Annotated in this window: 17 protein-coding genes, 3 tRNA genes and 2 rRNA genes; 18 read left to right on the plus strand and 4 right to left on the minus strand. The window is 58.5% G+C overall.

Annotated elements, in window-relative coordinates:
* The first annotated feature begins 71 nt into the window (after positions 1 to 71).
* The 7 genes from ACR3EN_RS09425 (at position 72) to rpsD (ending at position 5,931) form a co-directional block, all read left to right on the plus strand.
* Positions 72 to 147: transfer RNA gene (locus ACR3EN_RS09425), tRNA-Ala, on the plus strand.
* Positions 148 to 242: 95 nt separating this feature from the next.
* Positions 243 to 319: transfer RNA gene (locus ACR3EN_RS09430), tRNA-Ile, on the plus strand.
* Between the two features lie 635 nt (positions 320 to 954).
* Positions 955 to 3,781: ribosomal RNA gene (locus ACR3EN_RS09435) — 23S ribosomal RNA — on the plus strand.
* 185 nt (positions 3,782 to 3,966) lie between these two features.
* Positions 3,967 to 4,081 (plus strand): 5S ribosomal RNA (rrf, locus tag ACR3EN_RS09440).
* A 90-nt stretch (positions 4,082 to 4,171) separates the two neighbouring features.
* Positions 4,172 to 4,248: transfer RNA gene (locus ACR3EN_RS09445), tRNA-Met, on the plus strand.
* A 495-nt stretch (positions 4,249 to 4,743) separates the two neighbouring features.
* A complete protein-coding gene (locus ACR3EN_RS09450) occupies positions 4,744 to 5,109 on the plus strand; it encodes a hypothetical protein (RefSeq protein WP_480823124.1) in 366 nt (121 codons plus the stop codon).
* 201 nt (positions 5,110 to 5,310) lie between these two features.
* Positions 5,311 to 5,931, plus strand: coding sequence for a 30S ribosomal protein S4 (gene rpsD, locus ACR3EN_RS09455; protein WP_170392466.1), 621 nt, complete (start codon positions 5,311 to 5,313; stop codon positions 5,929 to 5,931).
* A 124-nt stretch (positions 5,932 to 6,055) separates the two neighbouring features.
* Here rpsD and ACR3EN_RS09460 read toward each other — a convergent pair whose 3' ends face one another.
* Positions 6,056 to 6,517: an Lrp/AsnC family transcriptional regulator gene (locus ACR3EN_RS09460; protein ID WP_480530843.1), complete on the minus strand. Its 462-nt coding sequence runs from the start codon at positions 6,515 to 6,517 to the stop codon at positions 6,056 to 6,058.
* Between the two features lie 103 nt (positions 6,518 to 6,620).
* Between ACR3EN_RS09460 and ACR3EN_RS09465 the strand changes: the two genes are divergently transcribed.
* The 4 genes from ACR3EN_RS09465 (at position 6,621) to ACR3EN_RS09480 (ending at position 10,918) form a co-directional block, all read left to right on the plus strand.
* Entirely contained in the window at positions 6,621 to 8,036 is a 1,416-nt protein-coding gene (locus ACR3EN_RS09465; protein ID WP_480823121.1) for an aminotransferase class V-fold PLP-dependent enzyme, read from the plus strand.
* A gap of 64 nt (positions 8,037 to 8,100) precedes the next feature.
* A complete protein-coding gene (gene hisC / locus ACR3EN_RS09470) occupies positions 8,101 to 9,186 on the plus strand; it encodes a histidinol-phosphate transaminase (protein ID WP_480823119.1) in 1,086 nt (361 codons plus the stop codon).
* Positions 9,183 to 10,103, plus strand: coding sequence for a prephenate/arogenate dehydrogenase family protein (locus ACR3EN_RS09475; protein ID WP_480823117.1), 921 nt, complete (start codon positions 9,183 to 9,185; stop codon positions 10,101 to 10,103). Before hisC ends, ACR3EN_RS09475 begins: the two co-directional genes overlap by 4 nt.
* A complete protein-coding gene (locus ACR3EN_RS09480; protein ID WP_480823115.1) occupies positions 10,100 to 10,918 on the plus strand; it encodes an extensin-like domain-containing protein in 819 nt (272 codons plus the stop codon). The genes ACR3EN_RS09475 and ACR3EN_RS09480 overlap by 4 nt, the downstream gene beginning before the upstream one ends.
* On the opposite strand, the gene ACR3EN_RS09485 is transcribed toward ACR3EN_RS09480, so the two are convergent.
* Positions 10,915 to 11,916 (minus strand): DUF2125 domain-containing protein, encoded by a 1,002-nt coding sequence (locus ACR3EN_RS09485; protein WP_480823113.1) that lies wholly within the window; start codon positions 11,914 to 11,916, stop codon positions 10,915 to 10,917. The two genes, ACR3EN_RS09480 and ACR3EN_RS09485, sit on opposite strands and share 4 nt — an antisense overlap.
* A gap of 67 nt (positions 11,917 to 11,983) precedes the next feature.
* Here ACR3EN_RS09485 and ACR3EN_RS09490 point away from each other — a divergent pair, with 67 nt between their 5' ends.
* From ACR3EN_RS09490 to ACR3EN_RS09500, 3 genes are all read left to right on the plus strand, one after another.
* Complete coding sequence (locus tag ACR3EN_RS09490) at positions 11,984 to 12,514, plus strand: gamma-glutamylcyclotransferase (RefSeq protein ID WP_480823111.1); 531 nt, start codon at positions 11,984 to 11,986, stop codon at positions 12,512 to 12,514.
* A 68-nt stretch (positions 12,515 to 12,582) separates the two neighbouring features.
* Positions 12,583 to 13,761, plus strand: coding sequence for a biopolymer transporter ExbB (locus tag ACR3EN_RS09495; protein ID WP_480823109.1), 1,179 nt, complete (start codon positions 12,583 to 12,585; stop codon positions 13,759 to 13,761).
* Positions 13,762 to 13,764: 3 nt separating this feature from the next.
* Positions 13,765 to 15,465: a peptidoglycan -binding protein gene (locus ACR3EN_RS09500; RefSeq protein ID WP_480823107.1), complete on the plus strand. Its 1,701-nt coding sequence runs from the start codon at positions 13,765 to 13,767 to the stop codon at positions 15,463 to 15,465.
* A 54-nt stretch (positions 15,466 to 15,519) separates the two neighbouring features.
* On the opposite strand, the gene clpA is transcribed toward ACR3EN_RS09500, so the two are convergent.
* Both clpA and gloB read right to left on the minus strand, forming a co-directional pair.
* Positions 15,520 to 17,844: an ATP-dependent Clp protease ATP-binding subunit ClpA gene (clpA, locus tag ACR3EN_RS09505; protein ID WP_480823105.1), complete on the minus strand. Its 2,325-nt coding sequence runs from the start codon at positions 17,842 to 17,844 to the stop codon at positions 15,520 to 15,522.
* Positions 17,845 to 18,018: 174 nt separating this feature from the next.
* The gene (gene gloB, locus ACR3EN_RS09510; protein ID WP_480823103.1) at positions 18,019 to 18,786 is read right to left on the minus strand and encodes a hydroxyacylglutathione hydrolase; all 768 of its coding nucleotides are present in this window, start codon (positions 18,784 to 18,786) and stop codon (positions 18,019 to 18,021) included.
* 61 nt (positions 18,787 to 18,847) lie between these two features.
* Here gloB and ACR3EN_RS09515 point away from each other — a divergent pair, with 61 nt between their 5' ends.
* From ACR3EN_RS09515 to ACR3EN_RS09530, 4 genes are all read left to right on the plus strand, one after another.
* Positions 18,848 to 19,582 carry a class I SAM-dependent methyltransferase gene (locus ACR3EN_RS09515; protein WP_480823101.1) on the plus strand — a complete coding sequence of 245 codons (735 nt, stop codon included), beginning with the start codon at positions 18,848 to 18,850 and terminating at the stop codon, positions 19,580 to 19,582.
* A gap of 299 nt (positions 19,583 to 19,881) precedes the next feature.
* Positions 19,882 to 20,442: a F0F1 ATP synthase subunit delta gene (locus ACR3EN_RS09520; RefSeq protein WP_480823099.1), complete on the plus strand. Its 561-nt coding sequence runs from the start codon at positions 19,882 to 19,884 to the stop codon at positions 20,440 to 20,442.
* Positions 20,443 to 21,981 carry a F0F1 ATP synthase subunit alpha gene (atpA, locus tag ACR3EN_RS09525; protein WP_480783926.1) on the plus strand — a complete coding sequence of 513 codons (1,539 nt, stop codon included), beginning with the start codon at positions 20,443 to 20,445 and terminating at the stop codon, positions 21,979 to 21,981.
* Between the two features lie 12 nt (positions 21,982 to 21,993).
* Positions 21,994 to 22,869 carry a F0F1 ATP synthase subunit gamma gene (locus tag ACR3EN_RS09530; protein ID WP_480823097.1) on the plus strand — a complete coding sequence of 292 codons (876 nt, stop codon included), beginning with the start codon at positions 21,994 to 21,996 and terminating at the stop codon, positions 22,867 to 22,869.
* Positions 22,870 to 22,875 lie beyond the last annotated feature (6 nt).

The raw sequence follows: 22,875 nt of genomic DNA on the forward strand, positions 1-22,875 counted from the left end.
TGGTCAAACTCATGGACCGAGCCGTCCTCATATCTCTTCAGACACTGAGCCCTGAATGCAGGGTTCTTCAAGGGGCCTTAGCTCAGCTGGGAGAGCGCCTGATTTGCATTCAGGAGGTCAGGAGTTCGATCCTCCTAGGCTCCACCAGGATTTGGCCCTTGTAACCACGTAGGGCTGGCCCTCTCGGCATTGCTTCGCAACGCCTGTCGGCGACGCCGATTTTGCTGGCAGCAAAATCAGCTGGGTCGGTAGCTCAGGTGGTTAGAGCGCACGCCTGATAAGCGTGAGGTCGGAGGTTCAAGTCCTCCTCGACCCACCACCGTCTTATTTTGCAAAGCAAAATACGACGAACAACGGTTCCACGCAGTGCGGAGCGGCAGTTGCTTTTGCTTGCAAAAGCAATGAGAGCGGTTCTCCGGATTGGCCTGATATCCAAACAGAACAGGTTTTTGAGCATTTTGCGGAATGCTGAGATGTCTGTTCTTACAGACTATGGTGTGCGAACGCGCATTCTCTTCGAGAATACGCTGCCTCGCACCGGACGACTTTCTTCGAAAGTCGCCGCAATTGACATCGTTTAGAGAGAAATCAATCAACACTGTTTGATCGCGCCGAGTGTGGCGTTGATCTCAGTTGGTCCTCACGTGCTCAAGTAGCCGAATAGGCGGTAGCACACATAGTGAGGAGGTTTGATTAGGGATGTTTCCTCGTCCCTCTTTGAATATCCCGGCTGAAACGAACAGAGTTGTCCAAGTCAAGTACACTAACCCGCATAACTTAACAGTTATGCATGTTCTTCATTCTTCCACACGGGTCCGACCGACATCGGAAGTGTGGGTTCCAGGATGAAGAGCGGGAAAGTATGCTTTTGGTTCAGGAAAAGGGGTTGGTTGTTCCAGCTTCCGACCCGTTATGGACTTGCTTCGCAAGTCCAGTCTTTCTTTTTCTGGATCAAATCAAGCGCGAGAAGGGCGTTTGGTGAATGCCTTGGCAGCAAGAGGCGATGAAAGACGTGATACTCTGCGATAAGCCATGGGGAGCTGAGAATAAGCTTTGATCCATGGATTTCTGAATGGGGCAACCCACTTGAAAGCTTCATATTGTTATCTCTGATAATCAATATGTCGCTTAACCAAGTACTTAAGACCTGAATACATAGGGTTTTAAGAGCAAACCCGGGGAACTGAAACATCTAAGTACCCGGAGGAAAGGAAATCAATTGATACTCCCCTAGTAGCGGCGAGCGAACGGGGACCAGCCGAGCCAGATAAGTGACTAGAACACGTTGGGAAGCGTGGCCATAGCGGGTGACAGCCCCGTATAGGAAGCTTTGATGGACGTATTAAGTAGGGCGGAACACGTGAAATTCTGTCTGAAGATCGGAGGACCACCTTCGAAGGCTAAGTACTCCTTGCTGACCGATAGCGAACCAGTACCGTGAGGGAAAGGTGAAAAGCACCCCGACGAGGGGAGTGAAACAGTACCTGAAACCGAACGCCTACAATCAGTCGGAGGATCCTCGAGATCTGACGGCGTACCTTTTGTATAATGGGTCATCGACTTGGTCTTACGAGCAAGCTTAAGCCGTTAGGTGTAGGCGTAGCGAAAGCGAGTCTTAATAGGGCGCATGAGTTCGTGGGATCAGACCCGAAACCGAGTGATCTAGGCATGGCCAGGTTGAAGGTAAGGTAACACTTACTGGAGGACCGAACCCACATCCGTTGAAAAGGATCGGGATGAGCTGTGCCTAGGGGTGAAAGGCCAATCAAACTCGGAGATAGCTGGTTCTCTGCGAAATCTATTTAGGTAGAGCGTCATCCGAATACCCCGGGGGGTAGAGCACTGGATGGGTAATGGGGCCCCACAGGCTTACTGATCCTAACCAAACTCCGAATACCCGGGAGTACTAGATGGCAGACACACTGCGGATGCTAACGTCCGTAGTGGAGAGGGAAACAACCCTGACCTACGACTAAGGCCCCCAATTCATGGCTAAGTGGGAAAGCAGGTGGGACGACCAAAACAACCAGGAGGTTGGCTTAGAAGCAGCCATCCTTTAAAGATAGCGTAACAGCTCACTGGTCTAAATAAGTTGTCCTGCGGCGAAGATGTAACGGGGCTCAAGCCATGAGCCGAAGTCTAGGGATGCGTAAGCATCGGTAGCAGAGCGTAGTGTGACATAGTCTCATTCCTCCTTCATGCCTTCGGGCAGATTGGAGGAGAGAGGCTTTCGATGAAGCGGGCGCGTGAGCGATCCCGTGGAGAGATCACTAGTGAGAATGATGACATGAGTAGCGACAAAGAGTGTGAGAGACACTCTCGCCGAAAGTCCAAGGGTTCCTGCTTAAAGCTAATCTGAGCAGGGTAAGCCGGCCCCTAAGCCGAGGCCGAAAGGCGTAGGCGATGGGAACCAGGTTAATATTCCTGGGCCAGGAGGATGTGACGGATCACAGGTGTAGTTCAATCTTATCGGATTGATTGGGCTGCTGAGTGGTTCCTGGAAATAGCCCTCCATGAGACCGTACCCTAAACCGACACAGGTGGACTGGTAGAGCATACCAAGGCGCTTGAGAGAACGATGTTGAAGGAACTCGGCAAAATACCTCCGTAAGTTCGCGAGAAGGAGGCCCGGTTCCTAGGCAACTAGGGGCTGGGGGCACAAACCAGGGGGTGGCGACTGTTTATTAAAAACACAGGGCTCTGCGAAGTCGCAAGACGACGTATAGGGTCTGACGCCTGCCCGGTGCCTGAAGGTTAAAAGGAGAGGTGAGAGCCTTGAATTGAAGCCCAGGTAAACGGCGGCCGTAACTATAACGGTCCTAAGGTAGCGAAATTCCTTGTCGGGTAAGTTCCGACCTGCACGAATGGCGTAACGACTTCCCCGCTGTCTCCAACATCGACTCAGCGAAATTGAATTGCCTGTCAAGATGCAGGCTTCCCGCGGTTAGACGGAAAGACCCCGTGCACCTTTACTACAGCTTCGCACTGGCATCAGGATTGTGATGTGCAGGATAGGTGGTAGGCTTTGAAGCGGAAACGCAAGTATCCGTGGAGCCTCCCTTGAGATACCACCCTTCGCACTCTTGATGTCTAACCGCGGTCCGTTATCCGGATCCGGGACCCTGCGTGGCGGGTAGTTTGACTGGGGCGGTCGCCTCCTAAAGCGTAACGGAGGCGCGCGAAGGTTGGCTCAGAGCGGTCGGAAATCGCTCGTTGAGTGCAATGGCAGAAGCCAGCCTGACTGCAAGACTGACAAGTCGAGCAGAGTCGAAAGACGGCCATAGTGATCCGGTGGTCCCGAGTGGAAGGGCCATCGCTCAACGGATAAAAGGTACGCCGGGGATAACAGGCTGATACTGCCCAAGAGTCCATATCGACGGCAGTGTTTGGCACCTCGATGTCGGCTCATCTCATCCTGGGGCTGGAGCAGGTCCCAAGGGTACGGCTGTTCGCCGTTTAAAGAGGTACGTGAGCTGGGTTTAGAACGTCGTGAGACAGTTCGGTCCCTATCTGCCGTGGGTGTAGGAGACTTGAGAGGAGTTGCCCCTAGTACGAGAGGACCGGGGTGAACGATCCACTGGTGGACCAGTTGTCGTGCCAACGGCAGTGCTGGGTAGCTATGATCGGACAGGATAACCGCTGAAGGCATCTAAGCGGGAAGCCCCCCTCAAAACAAGGTCTCCCTGAGGGCCGTGGAAGACCACCACGTCAATAGGCCGGAGATGTAAGCGCAGTAATGCGTTCAGTTGACCGGTACTAATCGCCCGATAGGCTTGATTTGATCCAGTAATGGAAAGACAAATCACCAAAAGCATACACACCTTGAACATGGATGACGTCGCAGCGCCAAGCCGCGATGTTGATTGAAACACAACCGAGTGGCAACGCGTATTCGCAAGCGAATACGCTGCCTGCCACCCGTCGCTTTTTTGCTCCGCAAAAACAGCGACGTGGGCTTTTCCTCGGTTTGGTGGTCATAGCGCAAGTGAAACACCCGGTCCCATCCCGAACCCGGAAGTTAAGCACTGCCGCGCCAATGGTACTTGGGCTTAAGCCCCGGGAGAGTAGGTCACCGCCAAACCTAGTAAAAGCCCAACAGTCTCTCTAAACGATCAGCAGAATACGACCCGGCCTCAAGTAGCCGAATAGGCGGTAGGCCACAAAAAAGTGTCGCGGGATGGAGCAGCCCGGTAGCTCGTCAGGCTCATAACCTGAAGGTCGTAGGTTCAAATCCTACTCCCGCAACCAGCGTCAGAAAATCTCAGTACAGCCCGTGCAGACTACAATTGATCCACTGGATCAATTGCTTAACGTCCTCACCTCGTCAGGCTCATAACCTGAAGGTCGCAGGTTCAAATCCTGCTCCCGCAACCAATATCCAAACAGCCCGTTCAATCTACAAAAAGCCCACCAGACTGCGTGCTTAACGTCCTCACCGCGAGGCTAGCGTCCAAAATCCAAACCGCATCGCGAGACGATATGCTTAGTCTCAAAGTGAGTTTGTTCTTTGGCAACATTTTTGTGAATGCTGCAATTCGGTCTCTTTTCTGCCCATTTCATCATTGATAGACAGAAATTGTTAATGGTGGGATGAGTAAAAGTGCGGGCGGGTAGATGAGAACCGGAACAAACGGTCATATAGCTATTTCTTGGTCTCAAACAGAAGTTGACGGTCTTGAGGCGGCACCTCTTGGTTTGGTGTCTGTAGGGGCGTCCTGGTCTTGGCGAGGTCGCGCGTTTCAATTGACAACCGAATTTGGTGGCGATCTGCGAGGTCAGGTGTTATGCGACGAGCTCTCGGATATTGCGCGCTGGTTGCAGGGTGAAGCCGTTCAGGTGAGTTCGGATCTGGACAGGATTGAATTCTCGAATGGTGCACAGAAATTCGTGGCCCGATTGGCGACGGTTCTGGGCGAAACTGCACCGGTCCTGGTGTTTGAGAACGAAGCACCGCAGGCTGGTCAGGAATTCTGGATCAGCGCTGTTGCGGATCAGATCGAGCCTGCCGTGATCCACCGGGCAGCAGACAGCACCGTTGTCGCGTTCCCAGCCGCAGCGCAGCCGCTTGCGAGAGTGGCTCCTGGCATGGCGACGCTGGCGGCAGAGTAATCTGACCTCAGATAATAATGGGCCGAATCTCGTTCAGTAGGTAACGAGACGTGTTGACTCTGCCAAAGCCCCGGATATAAGCGCGACTTCATTGGTGTTGGTGGCCCCCGCAAGGGGATGCCTGTCATGGGGGAAACCTCAAGAGGACAACGCCCTTCATAGTGGCCTGAACGGGCCTCGACCTAAAGAAGGAGATCAGCCGTGACCAAACGCACGTCTGCCAAGTATAAAATCGACCGCCGGATGGGCGAAAACATCTGGGGTCGTCCGAAATCCCCGGTCAATCGTCGTGAATACGGCCCCGGCCAGCATGGCCAGCGCCGCAAGGGTAAGCTGTCGGACTTTGGTCTGCAGCTGCGCGCCAAGCAGAAGCTGAAAGGCTACTATGGCGACCTGACCGAGAAGCAGTTCCGCCGCATCTATGCCGAAGCCGAGCGTGTCAAAGGCGACACCGGTGAAAACCTGATCGGGCTGCTGGAGCGCCGTCTGGACGCGGTCGTTTACCGCGCCAAATTCGTACCGACCGTGTTTGCTGCGCGTCAGTTTGTGAACCATGGCCACGTCAAGGTGAACGGCAAGCGGGTCAACATCCCCAGCTACCGCGTCAAAGAAGGCGACGTGATCGAAGTGCGTGACAAGTCCAAGCAGTTGGCCGTTGTTCTGGAAGCTGTCGGTTTGGCTGAGCGTGATGTGCCTGACTACATTGATGCCGACCACTCGAAAATGACCGCGACCTTCGTGCGCGCACCGGGTCTGAGCGATGTGCCGTATCCGGTGATGATGGAGCCGAACCTGGTCGTCGAATTCTACGCGAAGAACTGATCTTCGCCGATATCGAGAAAACAAGGGCCGCGCTTTCAGCGCGGTCTTTTTTGTTTGGATGGGGGCTCTGCCCCCGTCGCTGTGCGACTCCCCCGGGATATTTTTGGCCAGATGAAGATCTGGATCAGATTGGGAGGGGGCGGCCTTCGGCAATGGCCTCCATGGCGAAGTAGGAGGTCACGCTGTCGAGTTCGACCTTTTCGATCAGGCGTTGGTAGACCTTGTCATATGAGGTCATATCCTGTGTGACGACCTTGAGCTGATAGTCATAATCGCCGCCGATGCGGTGGAAATCTACCACCTCGGGTATGGTCAGCACATGGCTGCGAAAGGCCTGCAGCCACTCGGCCGAATGGTGGCGGGTGCGGAGCATGACGAAGACCACGAGGTTCAGCCCCAGTTTCTCACGCGCGATCCTGGCGGATGAGCCTTGTAGCACCCCGTTATCGTTCAGGGCCTTCAGCCGTCGCCAGCAGGCGTTCTGGGACAGGCCGACCCGATCCGCCAGCTCGCGTTGGGACAGTGTGGCGTCTTTCTGCAGCTCTTTCAGGACGCGTTTGTCTATTTGATCGATTTTATCTTCCACAAGAGATCATATGACACAAAAAATACCAACAAGATACAAAAATAGGTGAGGTTTCCGCGCGGCGCATCAATCACATTGAGTTTAGCAATACGGAGATTGTGCAATGACCCTGTCCATCTTTCGCGCGGATATTCAATCTGCCATTCACGGAAATACTCTGCGCGACGGGCTGATTGGTGAGGGGGTACTCATCCCGGGTCTGCATCAGGATGTGCCGCTTGTATATGCGGATTACGTCGCTTCGGGTCGCGCGTTGCGGCAGGTTGAGGATTTTGTGACTGCGCATGTGTTGCCGTTTTATGCCAACAGCCACACCGAAGCCTCGTATTGTGGGTCTTATATGACCCGTCTGCGCCGCGAGGCGCGGGCCGAGATCGCCCGCATTGTTGGTGCCAGGGAAGAGGATGCGGTGATCTTCACCGGGTCCGGTGCCACCGCGGGCCTCAACCGGTTGGTCAGTCTGCTGGGAGTGCAAGAGGCTGACCGACCGGTTGTGCTGATCGGGCCGTATGAGCATCACTCAAACATCTTGCCATGGCGAGAAAGCAAGGCTGAGGTGGTGGAAATCCCTGAGGCAGCGGACGGTGGGCCGGATATGCAGGCGCTTGAGGCGGCTCTGGTCGAACATGCGGGTGCTGATCTGGTGATCGGATCGTTCTCGGCGGCCTCCAATGTCACGGGCATCATCACTGATCCTGATCCGGTAACCCGGCTGCTGAAGGCGCATGGGGCGCTGGCGGTCTGGGATTATGCGGGTGGTGGGCCGTACCTGCCGATGGATATGGGGTCGGATGGCGCGCGGAAGGATGCGATTGTGGTCTCGCCGCATAAGTTTCCGGGCGGGCCGGGGGCGTCCGGGGTGCTGGTGGTCAATCAGAATGCGGTTCAGCGCAGTTGTCCAAGCTGGCCGGGTGGGGGCACCGTCAGCTTTGTTTCGCCCTGGCGGCATGATTACAGCACCGATCTTGCGACGCGGGAGGAGGCGGGCACGCCCAATGTCATCGGCGACATCCGCGCGGCGCTGGCGTTTATGGTCAAGGATGCGGTCGGAACCGACGAAATCGCGCGGCGCGAAGCGCTTTACAACAAGATGGCCATCGAGGGTTGGTCGGACAATCCGCACCTGACCTTGCTGGGGACCGAGAATGCGCATCGTCTGCCGATCTTCTCGTTCCTTGTACGGGACAGCGACGGGCAGCCCGTGCATCAGCAGCTGTTCACGCGGATGCTCAGCGATATCTACGGGATACAGGCGCGGGGTGGCTGTGCTTGCGCGGGGCCTTATGCGCACCGTTTGCTGGGGATTGATCGCGAAACCTCGGACCAGTTGCACGCGGCTTTGTCGGCGGGTGAAGAGATGAAGAAACCCGGCTGGGTGCGGCTGAATTTCTCGTATCTTATGAGCGAAGAGACGGTTCAGTTCATCGTCGACAGCGTCAATGACCTGTCGCGCCGGACCGAGGAATATGCGCCGTTCTATGACGCCGATCCGGCGACGGCCCGCTTCAAGGCGGCCTGAGGGAATTGCCACTTTTCTCAACCCGTTGAGACAGGTATGAGGGGCGCAAGGAACGGAGCCCCTCATGACCAAACCCATACCCCAACCCGGCATTATGGACATCGCGCTGTATCAGGGCGGTCAGTCCCATGTGGCAGGGGTGGCCGAGGTCATCAAGCTCAGCTCGAACGAGAACCCGTTTGGGCCAAGTCCAAAGGCAATTGAGGCCGTGCGCGACAGTGCCGCTACCTTGCACCGTTATCCCAGCACCGATCACGCCAGCCTGCGGGCGGCGATCGCTCAGCGGCACGGGCTGGATGCGGATCGGTTGATCTGTGGCGTCGGCAGCGATGAGGTACTGCAGTTCGTGGCGCAAGCCTATACCGGGCCTGGCGATGAAGTGATCTATACCGAACATGGCTTTTCCATGTATCCGATCATCGCGCGCATGGCTGGGGCCACGCCGGTTATGGTGCCCGAGCGGGATCGGCAGGTGGATGTCGACAATATCCTGAACGCTGTGACCGACAAGACGCGGATCGTGTTCGTGACCAACCCGGGCAATCCGACCTCGACCATGATCCCCGAGGCCGAGCTGGAACGGCTAGCCAAGGCCCTGCCCGGCAACTGTCTGATGGTGTTGGATGGGGCCTATGCCGAGTTTGTCGATGGCTTTGACGGCGGTGCCGCGCTGGTGGATCGGTTCGAGACCGTGATCATGACCCGGACGTTCTCAAAGGTGTACGGGCTTGGGGGGATGCGTGTGGGCTGGGGCTATGCCGCGAAAGAGATCATTGATGTGCTGAACCGCGTGCGTCAGCCTTTTAACCTGTCGCTGACCGCCTTGGCGGCCGCTGAGGCTGCGGTGCAGGATGAAGACTACCTGCAATTCTGCCAGTCCGAAAATGCGCGCCTGCGGGTCTGGTTGTCGGATGAGCTGGCCAAGATCGGTGTGCCTTCGGACCCGTCCTGTACCAATTTCATACTTGCCCGTTTTGCCGATCAGGCCGAGGCGGAGGCCTGCGATGACTATCTCAAAACTCAGGGTTTGATCGTGCGACGGGTTGCGGGCTACAACCTGCCAAACGCGCTGCGGATCACCGTGGGCGATGAAGAGGCCTGCCGCCGTGTGGTTGCAGCCATTACCGCGTTCAAAGGGGGCGCTGCATGAGCCAGATTTATGACCGTGTGGCGCTGATCGGGCTGGGCTTGATCGCCTCGTCCATGTTCTGGGCGATGAAACGCGCAGGGCTGGCCGGAGAGGTCACTGGTTATGCCCGCTCGGATGCGACCCGAGAGACCGCGCGCCGCATCGGTCTGTGCGACCGCGTTTGTGAAACGGTGCAAGAGGCCGTTGAGGGGGCCGATCTGGTCGTGCTCTGCGTGCCCGTCGGTGCGATGGGTGCGGTTGCAGAACAGATGGCACCCGTCCTGAAGCAGGGCGCGACGGTTTCGGATGTGGGCTCGGTCAAGCGTCATGTGATTGAGGCGGTGTCGCCTCACATCCCCGAAGGCGTGCATTTCATCCCGGCCCACCCGCTGGCCGGGACCGAGCATTCCGGGCCGGAATCCGGGTTTGCTGAACTGTTTGACAATCGCTGGTCCTTGCTGGTGCCGGTCGAAGGGTCGGACCCGGATGCCATCGCCCGCCTGCGTGCGTTGTGGGAAGGCATGGGCTCGAATGTCGATGAGATGGATGCCGATCACCATGACCTTGTGCTGGCGGTGACGTCGCACGCGCCGCACCTGATTGCCTACACGATGGTTGGTGTTGCCGACGATCTTCGGCGGGTGACAGATACCGAGGTTATTAAATACTCGGCGGCTGGCTTCCGGGATTTCACCCGGATCGCAGCCTCGGACCCGACCATGTGGCGCGATGTGTTCCTGACAAACAAAGATGCGACGCTGGAAATTCTGGGCCGCTTCACGGAAGAGCTTTTTGCGCTCCAGCGCGCGATCCGAACAGGTGACGGAGAGCAACTGTTCGATTACTTTACCCGCACCCGCGCCATCCGGCGGGGCATCATTGACGCCGGGCAGGATACAGACGCGCCGGATTTCGGACGGGGGAAAGCATCCACATGACAGGGTTGAGCGGCTGTATTGCAATTGGTTTCGTCGTTCTGGCGACGACTGTTCACGCGGCGGCACCCGAAACCTCTCTTGTTCCGTTGAAACGCCCGACGTTATCGGATGCGGGGGCGGTCATCGTTCCAGCAAAAATCCGGCCAGCACTGCGACCGGTTTCGCCTCAGGTGACGGCTGCTGCTGCCCGACCGTCAGACCTGCCATTTCTGGGCCCGGAAAATTCGATCCGGCCCTATCTGCGGTCCGAGGAAATGGAGCAGAAGATTCTGTTCAAAAAACGCAAGCTGCGGAAAAGCTCGGTGTGTGGCGATGTTGATATTCAGGGCACGCCTGTTGGCCGGGTGACTGGGAAGATCAAGGCCTGCGGGATCAAGGACGCGGTTCAGATCACCTCGGTCGCGGGGGTCAAGCTTAGTCGTCCTTCGACCATGGACTGTGGCACGGCGCAGGCCTTGAACAAATGGGTGGAAAAGAGCGTAAAGCCGACCTTCAAGCGACGTGGACCGGTTGTCGAACTGCAGGTCGCGGCGCACTACGCCTGCCGAACCAGAAATAACCAAAAGGGGGCCCGGATATCCGAGCATGGTAAGGGCCGGGCGATCGATATTTCGGGTTTCCGGATGGCGGATGGTGAGGTTGTGACGGTGCTGAAGGGCTGGCGCAAAAATCCATCAAAGAAGCAGCTGGTCAAAGTCTGGCGTGGGGCGTGTGGACCGTTTGGAACGGTGTTGGGACCATATGCAGATCGCTATCACCGCGACCATTTCCATCTGGATACAGCGCGTTATCGCAGAGGGTCTTACTGCCGTTAGCGCAGAATGAGCCGCGGTGCGGGGCCCAGAGGCAGCGGCCCCAAAGCCACAAACCCATCGCGGAAGTTCAGCTGCATATCCAGCGCGTTTGGATTTCCGCCAAGACCCGCCATGAACCCCAGCGCCCGCGTCACCGGATCAACCGCCTGATCCGGTAGCGCCCCTGCAGCGTTGGCCATAGCCACCATGTCACGCCAGTTCTCGGCCTTGACCGCGATCTCTCCGGTGGGGATGCCCTGATCGTCAACGTCCAGTTCGCCGGTTGCGAACAGCCGTAGCTCGCCCCATTTCACCTCGGCCAGCCTCAGGTCAATCGCGACCGGCTGCGGGCGACCCTGTTCCAGCGCACTGCGATCCCATGGCTTGTCAAAGGTGATAAAGCTATCCAGCTCCAGCGTCTCAAAGGACTGCGGCAGAGAGGAAGCCGAGCGCATGAGCCGTCGCAACTCTTCGCCCGGTGTGAAGCCATCGACTTTGGCGGTGATGTTGTAGCTTTTGGGCGTTCCGGATTGCGCCATGATCAGGCTGAGGCTTTGCCCGCCAGCCTGCGGGGCCTGCTCATCCGAGATCAGCCAGCGCCCGGCGGTCAGGGCCATCCGTTCAAGCACCAGCGCGACACCGGGTTGCAGGTGCAACTCGGCCTGCATCCCCTCGGCCTGAACGGTGGTGGTCTGGTCGAAATAGGACAGGCGCTGTGGTGTGCTGGCAAAGCGCAGCATCTGACGGCCCGGCCAGATGGCAGGACTTTCGAACTCGATCCAGTCGGCGCTCCAGGCGGTGCCGTTCACTGGATCGGCAAGTGCGGGATTGTTCAGACGGGTGATATGCTGCAGCGGATACCCGGCGGTGGCGACATCCGAATAATCGGCCTGCCAACCCAATTCCTGCTGGCGATCGAACCACCCGGTGATGGCATTGCGCAGCCCGTAGCCTGCGACAAACCAATAGGCGCTCCACGCGAGGGCAATGAACACAAGTACGCGTATCAGACGCCGCATGATGAATGGCCCTTTTTCCTGCCTCGGATTTGGTGTTTACAGGGCCAAACGGGCAAGGACCAGAGCTATGACGATGTGGGTTTTCGGATATGGATCGTTGTTGTGGAATCCCGGCTTTCCGGTGGCCCGCAGCGAACGCGCCACGCTGCACGGCTATGCCCGGTCGTTCTGCATGCGTTCGATCCACCATCGCGGCACCGAGGAAGACCCCGGTCTGGTGCTGGCCCTGGACGAACAGCCCGAGGCCCGCTGCACCGGTCTGGCGCTTGCCGTCGAGGCCGGGCATGAAGACCGCACGCTAGCGGAACTGCGCGAGCGCGAACTGATCTCATCCGCCTATCTTGAGCGAATGCTGGACGTGCATCTGGACGCCGGTGAGGTCGTCAACGCGGTGACATACGTGATCGACGCGCATCATGTTCAGTATTGTGGCGGCCTGCCGTTGGAAGAGCAGGCCCAGATCATCGCGCATGCCGTCGGTGGGCGCGGTCCTAACGACGAATACCTCTACAACACCGCTTCACATCTGAGCGAGATCGGCCTACATGACCCCGACCTTGAGTGGTTGTCGCAACGGGTCCGCGCAATCAGCGCATAAACCCTTGGCGTCATGCCCGGAACTTCGATAGGTTCAGCCCAGAGCAGACAATACCGGGAGCCACGCGCATGGCGCAGGCACAACAGGGCGTGAGACCGCATTTCTCGCAGCCGATCCGTCAAATCCTCATGATGCTGATCGCAATCGGGCTGTCGGGCCTTGGCGTGTTCATGGCCCTGCCTTATGTGCTGCCCGTGATTCAGGCCAACCTGTACCTGAATGGATTCATCCTGCTGGTCTTTGTCATTGGTGTGGCGGCCTGTTTCCTGCAGGTGACGCAACTGATCGGTTCCGTTCGCTGGATCGAGGCCTTTGTCGGCGGTGTTGAACGCGACGACGTGCGCCCGCCGCAACTGCTGGCCCCCTTGGCGTCGCTGTTGCGGGCGCGTGGGGCGCGGTCCCAGATCAGTTCCAGCTCGACCCGGTCGATTCTCGACTCTGTGGCTGAACGGGTCGAGGAAGAACGCGAGATCACGCGCTATATCACCAACGTCCTGATCTATCTGGGCCTGTTGGGTACGTTCTTTGGTCTGGCGACCACGGTTCCGGCCATCGTAGACACCATCCGCAGCCTGAACCCGCAGGAAGGCGAGGAAGGGTTGGCGGTGTTCAACCGCTTGATGACCGGGCTGGAGTCTCAGTTGCAGGGCATGGGCGTTGCGTTTGGCTCGTCCCTGCTGGGGCTTGCCGGGTCGCTGATCGTCGGCCTGCTGGAGCTGTTCGCGGGTCATGGCCAGAACCGGTTTTATCGCGAGCTAGAGGAATGGCTGTCCTCGATCACCCGCGTCGGCTTTGCGGCGGGGGATGAAGGGGGCGCGGAGCTGGCGGTTCTGACGCCAGTGCTGGATGCGATGTCCGAACAGATGGATGCGCTGCAGGACCTTTTCTCGGCGCATGAGGCGGACCGCACCCAGGTCTCGGCCAAACTGGGCCATCTGGTGGATGCGATCACTGACATGAACCAACGGCAGGCCCAGACCGAAGGCGTCACCGCCGCGCTGGAACGCGTGGCGCTGGGGCAGGATGCTTTGCTGGATCACATGCGCGAACATGGCGCGGGTGAGGGGATTGATGCCGAAAGTCGTATGCGCCTGCGCTCGATGGACGTCCAGTTGCTGCGCATTCTGGAAGAGATATCTGCCGGTCGTCAGGACAGCATGAACGAGCTGCGCAAGGATTTCGAACTGCTTGTCAAGGCTCTGACGCTTCCGCGCGGGGCTGTGCGCACACCTTCGGACGGGGAATAAAAGATGGCCCTGTCGCGCCGCACCGGTCATCGATTCTCGGGCTCGGTCTGGCCCGGTTTCGTCGATGCGATGACGGGGCTTTTGATGGTTCTCACCTTCGTGCTGACCATCTTCATGATCGTTCAGTTTGTTTTGCGCGAAACTATTTCGGGTCAAGAGGACGAACTGACCGCGCTGTCGGATGAGGTCGCAGCCCTGGCTGGGGCGCTGGGATTGGAAGAACGCGAAAACAGCCGTCTGCAGGCACGGTTGGGCACACTGAACGCAACTCTCGGACAGGTCGAGGACGAATTGTCTGAGGCGCAGTCGCAGATCACGGGTTTTGAGGCACAGGTTGCAGCATTGCTGGCCGATCAGGAACGCGCGCGGGACGATATTGCCACCTTGGTTGATCAGCAGGATGCCTTGCTGCAAGAGCGCGCAGCACTACTGGACGAGCAGGAGGCCCTGAACCTCGCTCTGGCCCAAAGCCGTAACGAGATTGATGCCCAGACCGAAGCCGCCCGTCTTGCCGCGGCCCGTCGCGAGGCGCTTGAGGCGCTGGTGGCCGATCTTGAGGCCAGCGAGGCCACGCAGGCGGGTCAGATTGCCGATTTGCAGCAGCAGCTAGGCGATGAGGAAGCCGCGCGTCTCGCGGAAGCCGCCGCCGCCGAAACTCTGCGGAACCGGCTTCAGGATGCGGATGCCGAGCTGACCGCTATGACATTGGCGCTCGAGGCGCAGCGACAGGAAGCGGAAGAAACCCTGACATTACTGGCCGCAGCACAGGCAGCCAGAGCCGAGCTTGAGCGGCAATTCGGTGAGTTGAATCCCGATGAACTGAAGGCGCAATTGCAAGCGGCACTGGACGCGCAGACGCAGTCGCAGGCGCAGGCAGATGAGCAAAGTTCACTGGCTGAAGAGCGTGCGGCCTTGTTGGCTGTGGCGCAGGAGGCACTCGCGTCAGAGAAAGAAATCTCAACCGAGGCGCAACGCCAGACAGCTTTGTTGAACCAGCAGATGTCTGCGCTGCGCGGCCAACTTGGATCGTTGCAGGCGCTGTTGGACGATTATGAGGAACGCAACGCGGCGGCCGAGATTCAGATCCAGTCGCTGGGCCAGGACCTGAACGCAGCGCTTGCCCGCGCCGCCTCGGAAGAGCGCCGCCGCCGCCTGCTGGAAGAGGCAGAACGCGTCCGGCTCGAGGCCGAGGCGGAAAGGCTTGCCGGGCAAAATCAGGAACTGACTGCGCAGGCGGAAGATTTGCAACGCTATCGGTCCGAGTTCTTCGGGCGACTGCGCGATGTATTGGGTGATCAGGAAGGCGTACGCATCGAAGGCGACCGCTTTGTGTTTTCGTCCGAGGTCTTGTTTGACACGGGCTCTGCCACGCTTTCTGTCGAAGGTCGTCAGGAGGTCGCGAAGGTCGCCGAAATCCTGAGAACTGTCGCGGCTGAAATCCCCGAGGGTTTGAATTGGGTCATTCGGGTCGACGGGCATACGGACAACGTGCCATTGGCGGGCAGCGGGCGGTATCGCGATAACTGGGAACTTAGCCAGGGTCGCGCGCTGTCGGTGGTGCGGTTCATGGTGGATGCGTTGGGTATCCCGCCCAATCGGCTGGCAGCCAACGGCTTTGGCGAGTTCCAGCCGGTCAACCCCGCCGACACCCCCGAAGCCCGCGCGCAGAACCGCCGGATCGAGCTGAAACTGACCGAGCGTTAAACAGAGAACGCCCGCCGAAAGGGCGGGCGTTAGTTTGTTTCTAAGGTCTTTAAATCAGTCCGCTGTCAGCAGCGGAGGTTTATCGCCCGGAATACGAGGCTGGTCGGGTCCCAGAATTTCAAGGTTCAGATCACCTTTCTTGACCGAGACACGCACCACTCCACCCTTGGCCAACTTGCCGAACAGAAGTTCTTCGGCCAGAGGTTTCTTGATGTGCTCCTGAATGACGCGACCCAGCGGGCGGGCGCCCATCTTGTCGTCGTACCCCTTGTCGGCCAGCCATTCGGCGGCCTTGGGGGTCAGATCGATGGTCACATTGCGATCCAGCAATTGCGCCTCAAGCTGCAGGACGAATTTCTCGACCACTTGCAGGATGACCTCTTTCGGCAGCGGCGCGAACGAGATCACGGCGTCCAGACGGTTGCGGAATTCCGGCGTGAACATGCGTTCGATCGCGGCGGTATCCTCGCCCTCGCGACGGTCACGGGCAAAGCCTATGGCGGCCTTGGCCTGCTCCTGCGCGCCCGCGTTCGAGGTCATGATCAGGACCACGTTGCGGAAGTTCACCGTACGGCCGTTGTGATCGGTCAGCTCGCCATGATCCATCACTTGCAACAGAATGTTGAACACATCCGGATGCGCCTTCTCGATCTCGTCCAGCAGCAGCACACAGTGCGGATGCTGGTCGACGCCGTCGGTCAGCAGACCGCCCTGATCGAACCCGACATAGCCCGGAGGTGCGCCGATCAGACGGGAAACGGCGTGTTTCTCCATGTATTCCGACATATCGAAGCGCAGCAGCTCGACACCCAGCGTATCCGCCAACTGTTTGGCAACCTCTGTCTTACCCACACCGGTCGGACCGGCGAACAGGTAGTTGCCGATGGGCTTTTCGGGCTCACGCAGACCGGCGCGGGCCAGTTTGATCGCGCTGGACAGCGCCTCAATCGCTTCATCCTGACCGAACACCACCCGTTTCAGCGAGGTTTCGAGGTCTTTCAGAACCTCCGCATCATCCTTGGTCACATTCTTCGGCGGAATGCGCGCGATCTTGGCGACGACGGCCTCGATCTCTTTCACTCCGATGGTCTTGCGACGCTTGCTTTCGGCCAGCAGATGTTGCGCGGCACCGGCTTCATCAATCACGTCGATGGCCTTGTCCGGCAGCTTGCGGTCGTTGATATAGCGCGCCGAAAGCTCCACAGCCGTTTTGATCGCATCTGCGGTGTATTTGATCGCGTGATGCTCTTCAAAATAGGGTTTCAGACCGCGCAGGATTTTCACGCTGTCCTCGACCGAAGGTTCGTTCACGTCAATCTTCTGGAACCGACGGCTCAGCGCACGGTCTTTCTCAAAATGCTGGCGGAACTCTTTATAGGTGGTCGAGCCCATCGTGCGCAGCTTGCCGCCCTGCAGGGCAGGCTTCAGCAGGTTCGATGCATCCATGGCACCGCCCGATGTGGCACCGGCACCAATCACGGTATGGATTTCGTCAATGAACAGCACCGCATCTGGATGATCTTCCAATTCGGTCACGACCGCCTTCAGCCGCTCTTCGAAATCGCCGCGATAGCGGGTACCCGCCAGCAGCGCGCCCATGTCGAGAGAATAGATCGTGGTTTCCGATAGAACATCCGGGGCCTCACCGGCGACGATCTTGTGGGCCAGACCCTCGGCGATGGCGGTTTTGCCCACACCCGGATCACCCACCAGCAGCGGGTTGTTCTTGCGGCGGCGGCACAGCACCTGAATGCAGCGTTCCACCTCGTCCGAGCGGCCGATCAGCGGATCGACGTCGCCGGCGCGCGATTTGGCGTTCAGGTCGACGCAATACTTACCCAGCGCGCTTTCTTTCTGGTCTGCCTCGCCAGATGTGGTCTGCGCCTCATCTTCCACCTCATCCGCGCCGGTGACCGGTCGGTTTTCGCCGTAGGCCGGATCTTTGGCAACGCCATGGGCGATGAAATTCACCGCGTCATAGCGGGTCATGTCCTGTTCCTGCAGGAAATAAGCCGCGTTGCTTTCGCGTTCGGCGAAGATGGCAACCAAGACGTTGGCCCCGGTCACCTCGGTACGGCCCGAGCTTTGCACATGGATCGCTGCGCGTTGGATGACACGCTGAAAAGCCGCCGTCGGCACCGCTTCGGACCCGTCAATATCTGTGACGAGGTTTGACAGGTCCTCGTCGATGAATTCGACCAGTGTGCTGCGCAATTCGTCCAGATCGACGCTGCACGCTTTCATGACGCGCACTGCATCGGGTTCTTCCAGCAGCGCCAGCAGCAGATGTTCTAGCGTTGCGAATTCATGTCGCCGTTCATTCGCCGCCGCAAGGGCCGCGTGGATGGCTTGTTCCAATGTGCTCGAGAATGAAGGCACGCGGGTGCTCCTCTATATTGGGCCGGAAGGGGGTCCGAGCATCGGCCGGATCCCCATCCCAACCATGTCCTCATACTATTAGAGTTTGGTTGATCGTGGCCCGGCTTCAAGGGTTTTCTTTCACTTGACAGTCACATTTCCTGTGACCGTGGCCGTGAAGAGGGTTGAAACGCATCAAAAGCGGTCTTTTCGGGCACGGATTTCCGCAAAAACCGACGCAGGGTCAGATTTTTCCATGCCCAGATGCGCCTGAATCGCCGGATCGGCCGCGCGCAGAAACGGGTTTGTGGCCTTTTCAAGCGCCAGAACCGAGGGAACGGTGGGCTCCTGAGCGGCGCGGGCGCGGTTGATATCGGCGACTCGATCCTGCAGGGCCGGGTTGTCGGGGTCGACGGTCAGGGCGAATTTGGCGTTTGACTGGGTATATTCATGTCCAGAACACACGATTGTTTCGTCCGGCAGTGCCGCCAGCTTGCTGAGAGAGGCCCACATCTGCGCAGGTGTGCCTTCGAACAGTCGCCCGCATCCCAGCGCCATCAAGCTGTCGGCAGTGAAAACCGCGCCCGAGACCGGCATATAAAAAGCGATGTGCCCCACGGTATGGCCCGAGACATCCAGAACCTCGACAGGCTCTCCTCCGATGTAAAAACTATCCCCCTCAACCACAGACTGATCGAGTTTCGGCAGACGATGTTCATCGGCCTTCGCGCCGATCAGGCGCGCGGGGTGTTTTTCCAGAATGCCGGGCAGGCCATCGACATGATCCCAGTGATGGTGCGTCAGCAGGACATGGCTGAGCCGCCAGCCACGTGCGTTCAGTTCCGCCAGAATCGGCTCCGCCTCGGGCACATCGATCAACGCGGTCTCACCGCTGACCGGATCATGGGCGAGAAAGGCGTAATTGTCGCTGAGGCAAGGAATAGTGACGATCTCAAGAGGCATGGCCTTTTGCCCTTTCATTGCTAGACTGTGCCCAGCTAAGCCGATTGACCGGGTGTCCGCAATGCATCTTGATGTGCAGGATCTGAGGAATTTTTACTATCGCAGCACGCTGGGCCGTGCTGCGCAGGCGGCGATCCGCGGGCGGTTGGTCGATCTGTGGCCCGAAGCCAAAGGGCAAACCGTTGCAGGGTTTGGTTTTGCCGTGCCTCTGCTGCGACCCTATCTGGCGGATGCGCGGCGGGTGATCGGGCTGATGCCAGGGCCGCAGGGCGTGATGCCGTGGCCGGCGGGGATGCCCAATGTCTCGGTTCTGACCGAAGAAACGCTCTGGCCGATCGAGACAGGGCATGTCGACAAATTGGTGGTGATGCACGGGCTTGAGACCTCGGAACAGCCCAGCAAGGTGCTTGAGGAATGCTGGCGTGTGCTGGGGCCGGGGGGCAGGGCGCTGTTTGTGGTGCCGAACCGGGCCGGGCTTTGGTCGCGGTCGGACCGGACGCCCTTTGGCTTTGGGCATCCTTACTCTGCCACGCAGCTTGAGAACCTTCTGCGCAAGCATCATTTCGTCCCCGAAAACCACTGTTCGGCGCTGTACCTGCCGCCTTCATTCCGCCGGTTCTGGCTGAAATCGGGCAGCCTGATCGAAAAAACCGGCCAGCGCATCCCGACCGTCATGGCGGGCGGTGTGCTCATGGTCGAGGCCAGCAAGCTGATCCGCCCGCCCAGCGGCAGCGTGACCAAGGACACCGCCAAGCGTCCGATCAAAGCGCTGGACGGGCTGTTGAAGCCCGCCTGAGGCGGATCTTTGACGCGGCGAAAGTTGCGGGAAAAAAGTCACAGGAATCGCAAAAACCTGCATATTCGTAACATTTTTCAACTGCCCCAACCGGTCCAAAGGGTCGCACTTGGTGTAAGTGTCTGAAAGTTAAGGGTTTGTGGATAAGTATGTTACCGCTATAGCGTATTGCTAGGTTGGAATACCTCTGCTACATCCCCGGTGATTTTGATCCCCGCCCTACATGGACGGGGTTTTCTCACGCCCCAAGGTAGCGGCCGCTACCCGAAATCGGGGCCTCAAATATCGGAAGGGTGGACGTGTCCGAACCAGCTTCGATTTCCACAGGCATCGCCGAGCGCTATGCCACTGCGATCTTCGAGATCGCGAAAGAGAATAATGACCTGGCGGGTCTGGAAACCGGCATCAACGATCTGGCAGCAGCATTGGGCGAAAGCGCCGAACTGCGTGACCTGATCGCTTCGCCTCTGGTTTCGCGCGCTGAACAAGAAGGCGCAATCACCGCAGTCGCCGACAAGATGGGTCTGAACCCGATCCTGCGCAACACGCTGGGTCTGATGGCGCAGAAACGCCGCCTGTTCGTTGTGCCGCAACTGGTGCAGGTTCTGCGCGACATGCTGGCCGAAGAGCGCGGCGAAGTGACCGCCGATGTCGCCTCGGCCAAGGCACTGACCAAGACTCAACTGGATAAACTGTCCAAAACGCTGTCCGAGCGTGTGGGCAAGACCGTGACAATCAATGCGACCGTGGATGAAAGCCTCATCGGCGGTCTTGTCGTTAAAGTGGGCTCGAAGATGATCGACACCTCGATCCGTTCGAAGCTGAACTCCCTACAGAATGCAATGAAAGAGGTCGGATAAATGGGAATCCAAGCTGCAGAGATTTCTGCAATCCTGAAGGACCAGATCAAGAATTTTGGTCAGGAAGCCGAAGTGGCCGAGATCGGCCGCGTGCTGAGCGTCGGTGACGGGATTGCCCGTGTATACGGCCTGGACAACGTGCAAGCCGGTGAAATGGTCGAATTCCCCGGTGGCATCATGGGTATGGCCCTGAACCTGGAAAGCGACAACGTCGGTGTCGTTATCTTCGGTTCTGACCGTGACATCAAAGAAGGCGACACCGTCAAGCGCACCAACTCGATCGTGGACGTTCCGATCGGTGACGAGCTGCTGGGCCGTGTTGTTGACGGTCTGGGCAACCCGCTGGACGGCAAAGGCCCGATCAATGCCTCCAAGCGTGGCGTTGCAGACGTCAAAGCCCCCGGCATCATCCCGCGTAAATCGGTGCACGAGCCGATGGCAACCGGCCTGAAATCGGTTGACGCGATGATCCCGATTGGCCGTGGCCAGCGGGAACTGATCATTGGTGACCGTCAGACCGGTAAAACTGCTGTGGCTCTGGACACCATCCTGAACCAGAAAGTCTATAACGACGCAGCAGGCGACGACGAGTCGAAGAAACTGTACTGCATCTACGTGGCTGTCGGTCAGAAGCGTTCGACCGTTGCGCAGCTGGTGAAGAAGCTGGAAGAATCCGGCGCGATTGAATACTCGATCGTTGTTGCTGCGACCGCGTCCGACCCGGCGCCGATGCAGTTCCTGGCACCTTACTCGGCGACTGCGATGGCCGAATACTTCCGCGACAACGGCCGCCACGCTCTGATCATCTACGATGACCTGTCGAAGCAGGCTGTGTCTTATCGTCAGATGTCCCTGCTGCTGCGCCGTCCGCCCGGACGTGAAGCCTATCCGGGTGACGTTTTCTACCTCCACTCGCGTCTGCTGGAGCGTTCGGCGAAGCTGAACGAGGACTTTGGTGCAGGCTCGCTGACCGCTCTGCCGGTTATCGAAACCCAAGGTGGTGACGTTTCGGCGTTTATTCCGACCAACGTGATCTCGATCACCGACGGTCAGATCTTCCTGGAAACCGAACTGTTCTATCAAGGCATCCGTCCTGCCGTGAATACCGGTCTGTCGGTTTCGCGTGTGGGTTCTTCGGCTCAGACCGATGCGATGAAATCGGTTGCTGGTCCGGTTAAGCTGGAACTGGCTCAGTACCGCGAAATGGCTGCGTTTGCGCAGTTCGGTTCGGACCTCGACGCCGCAACTCAGCAGCTGCTGAACCGTGGTGCGCGTCTGACCGAGCTGATGAAGCAGCCGCAGTACTCGCCGCTGACCAACGCGGAAATCGTCTGCGTCATTTTCGCTGGCACCAACGGTTACCTCGACAAGATCGACGTCTCGGATGTTGGCCGCTATGAGGCCGGTCTGCTGGCGCACCTGCGCGGCAAGCATGCCGATCTGCTCAAGTGGATCACCGACGAAGATCCGAAGATCAAAGGTGACGCAGCGGACAAGCTTAAGGCAGCGATCGACGAATACGCCGCGACCTTCGCTTGATAGGGGGTTCCGATGCCTAGTCTGAAGGACCTTAAAAACAGGATCGAGTCGGTCAAATCGACCCGCAAGATCACCAAGGCCATGCAGATGGTCGCGGCTGCAAAACTGCGCCGTGCCCAGGAATCTGCCGAAGCCTCGCGCCCCTATGCTGAACGGTTCAATGCCGTGATGGTGGGGCTGGCGGCGTCGGTCGGGGGCAGCGACAGCGCCCCCAAGCTGCTCCGTGGTACGGGCAGTGATGATGTCCATCTGCTGGTTGTGATGACAGCTGAACGCGGCCTGTGTGGCGGCTTCAACGCGAACATCGCCAAGCTGGCCCGTCAAAAGGCGGAAGAGCTGCGCGGCAAAGGCAAGACGGTCAAGGTTCTGACCGTTGGGAAGAAGGGGCGCGATGCCCTGAAACGCGACTTTGCCGATCTGTTCGTTGGTCACGTCGACCTGAGCGAGGTCAAGCGTATCGGTTACACCAATGCGCAGGACATCGCCAAGGACGTTCTGTCCCGCTTTGACGGGGGTGAGTTCGATGTTGCCACGATCTTCTACTCGAAGTTCGTCAACGTTGTGACCCAGATCCCGACGGCACAGCAGGTCATCCCGGCCTCGTTCGAAGAGACCGAGGGCGACGACAGCGGTGCCATTTTCGACTACGAGCCCAGCGAAGAGGCCATTCTGGCCGACCTGCTGCCCAAGGGGGTTGCGACCGCGATCTTCTCGGCTCTGCTCGAAAACGGAGCGTCTGAACAGGGTGCACGGATGTCCGCGATGGACAACGCGACACGCAACGCGGGTGAGATGATCGACAAGCTGACGATCCAGTTCAACCGCTCGCGTCAGGCCGTGATCACCAACGAGCTGATTGAAATTATTTCCGGCGCCGAAGCGCTGTAAGAAAAC

Source organism: Ruegeria sp. G7 (assembly GCF_056535465.1).

Coding starts and splice junctions, on each gene's coding strand:
- hisC (WP_480823119.1), top strand. CDS start 8,101: ATGACCAAACCCATACCCCAACCCGGCATTATGGACATCGCGCTGTAT.
- ACR3EN_RS09530 (WP_480823097.1), top strand. CDS start 21,994: ATGCCTAGTCTGAAGGACCTTAAAAACAGGATCGAGTCGGTCAAATCG.
- ACR3EN_RS09500 (WP_480823107.1), top strand. CDS start 13,765: ATGGCCCTGTCGCGCCGCACCGGTCATCGATTCTCGGGCTCGGTCTGG.
- ACR3EN_RS09480 (WP_480823115.1), top strand. CDS start 10,100: ATGACAGGGTTGAGCGGCTGTATTGCAATTGGTTTCGTCGTTCTGGCG.
- atpA (WP_480783926.1), top strand. CDS start 20,443: ATGGGAATCCAAGCTGCAGAGATTTCTGCAATCCTGAAGGACCAGATC.
- ACR3EN_RS09490 (WP_480823111.1), top strand. CDS start 11,984: ATGACGATGTGGGTTTTCGGATATGGATCGTTGTTGTGGAATCCCGGC.
- ACR3EN_RS09495 (WP_480823109.1), top strand. CDS start 12,583: ATGGCGCAGGCACAACAGGGCGTGAGACCGCATTTCTCGCAGCCGATC.
- ACR3EN_RS09465 (WP_480823121.1), top strand. CDS start 6,621: ATGACCCTGTCCATCTTTCGCGCGGATATTCAATCTGCCATTCACGGA.
- ACR3EN_RS09515 (WP_480823101.1), top strand. CDS start 18,848: ATGCATCTTGATGTGCAGGATCTGAGGAATTTTTACTATCGCAGCACG.
- gloB (WP_480823103.1), bottom strand. CDS start 18,786: ATGCCTCTTGAGATCGTCACTATTCCTTGCCTCAGCGACAATTACGCC.
- ACR3EN_RS09475 (WP_480823117.1), top strand. CDS start 9,183: ATGAGCCAGATTTATGACCGTGTGGCGCTGATCGGGCTGGGCTTGATC.
- ACR3EN_RS09485 (WP_480823113.1), bottom strand. CDS start 11,916: ATGCGGCGTCTGATACGCGTACTTGTGTTCATTGCCCTCGCGTGGAGC.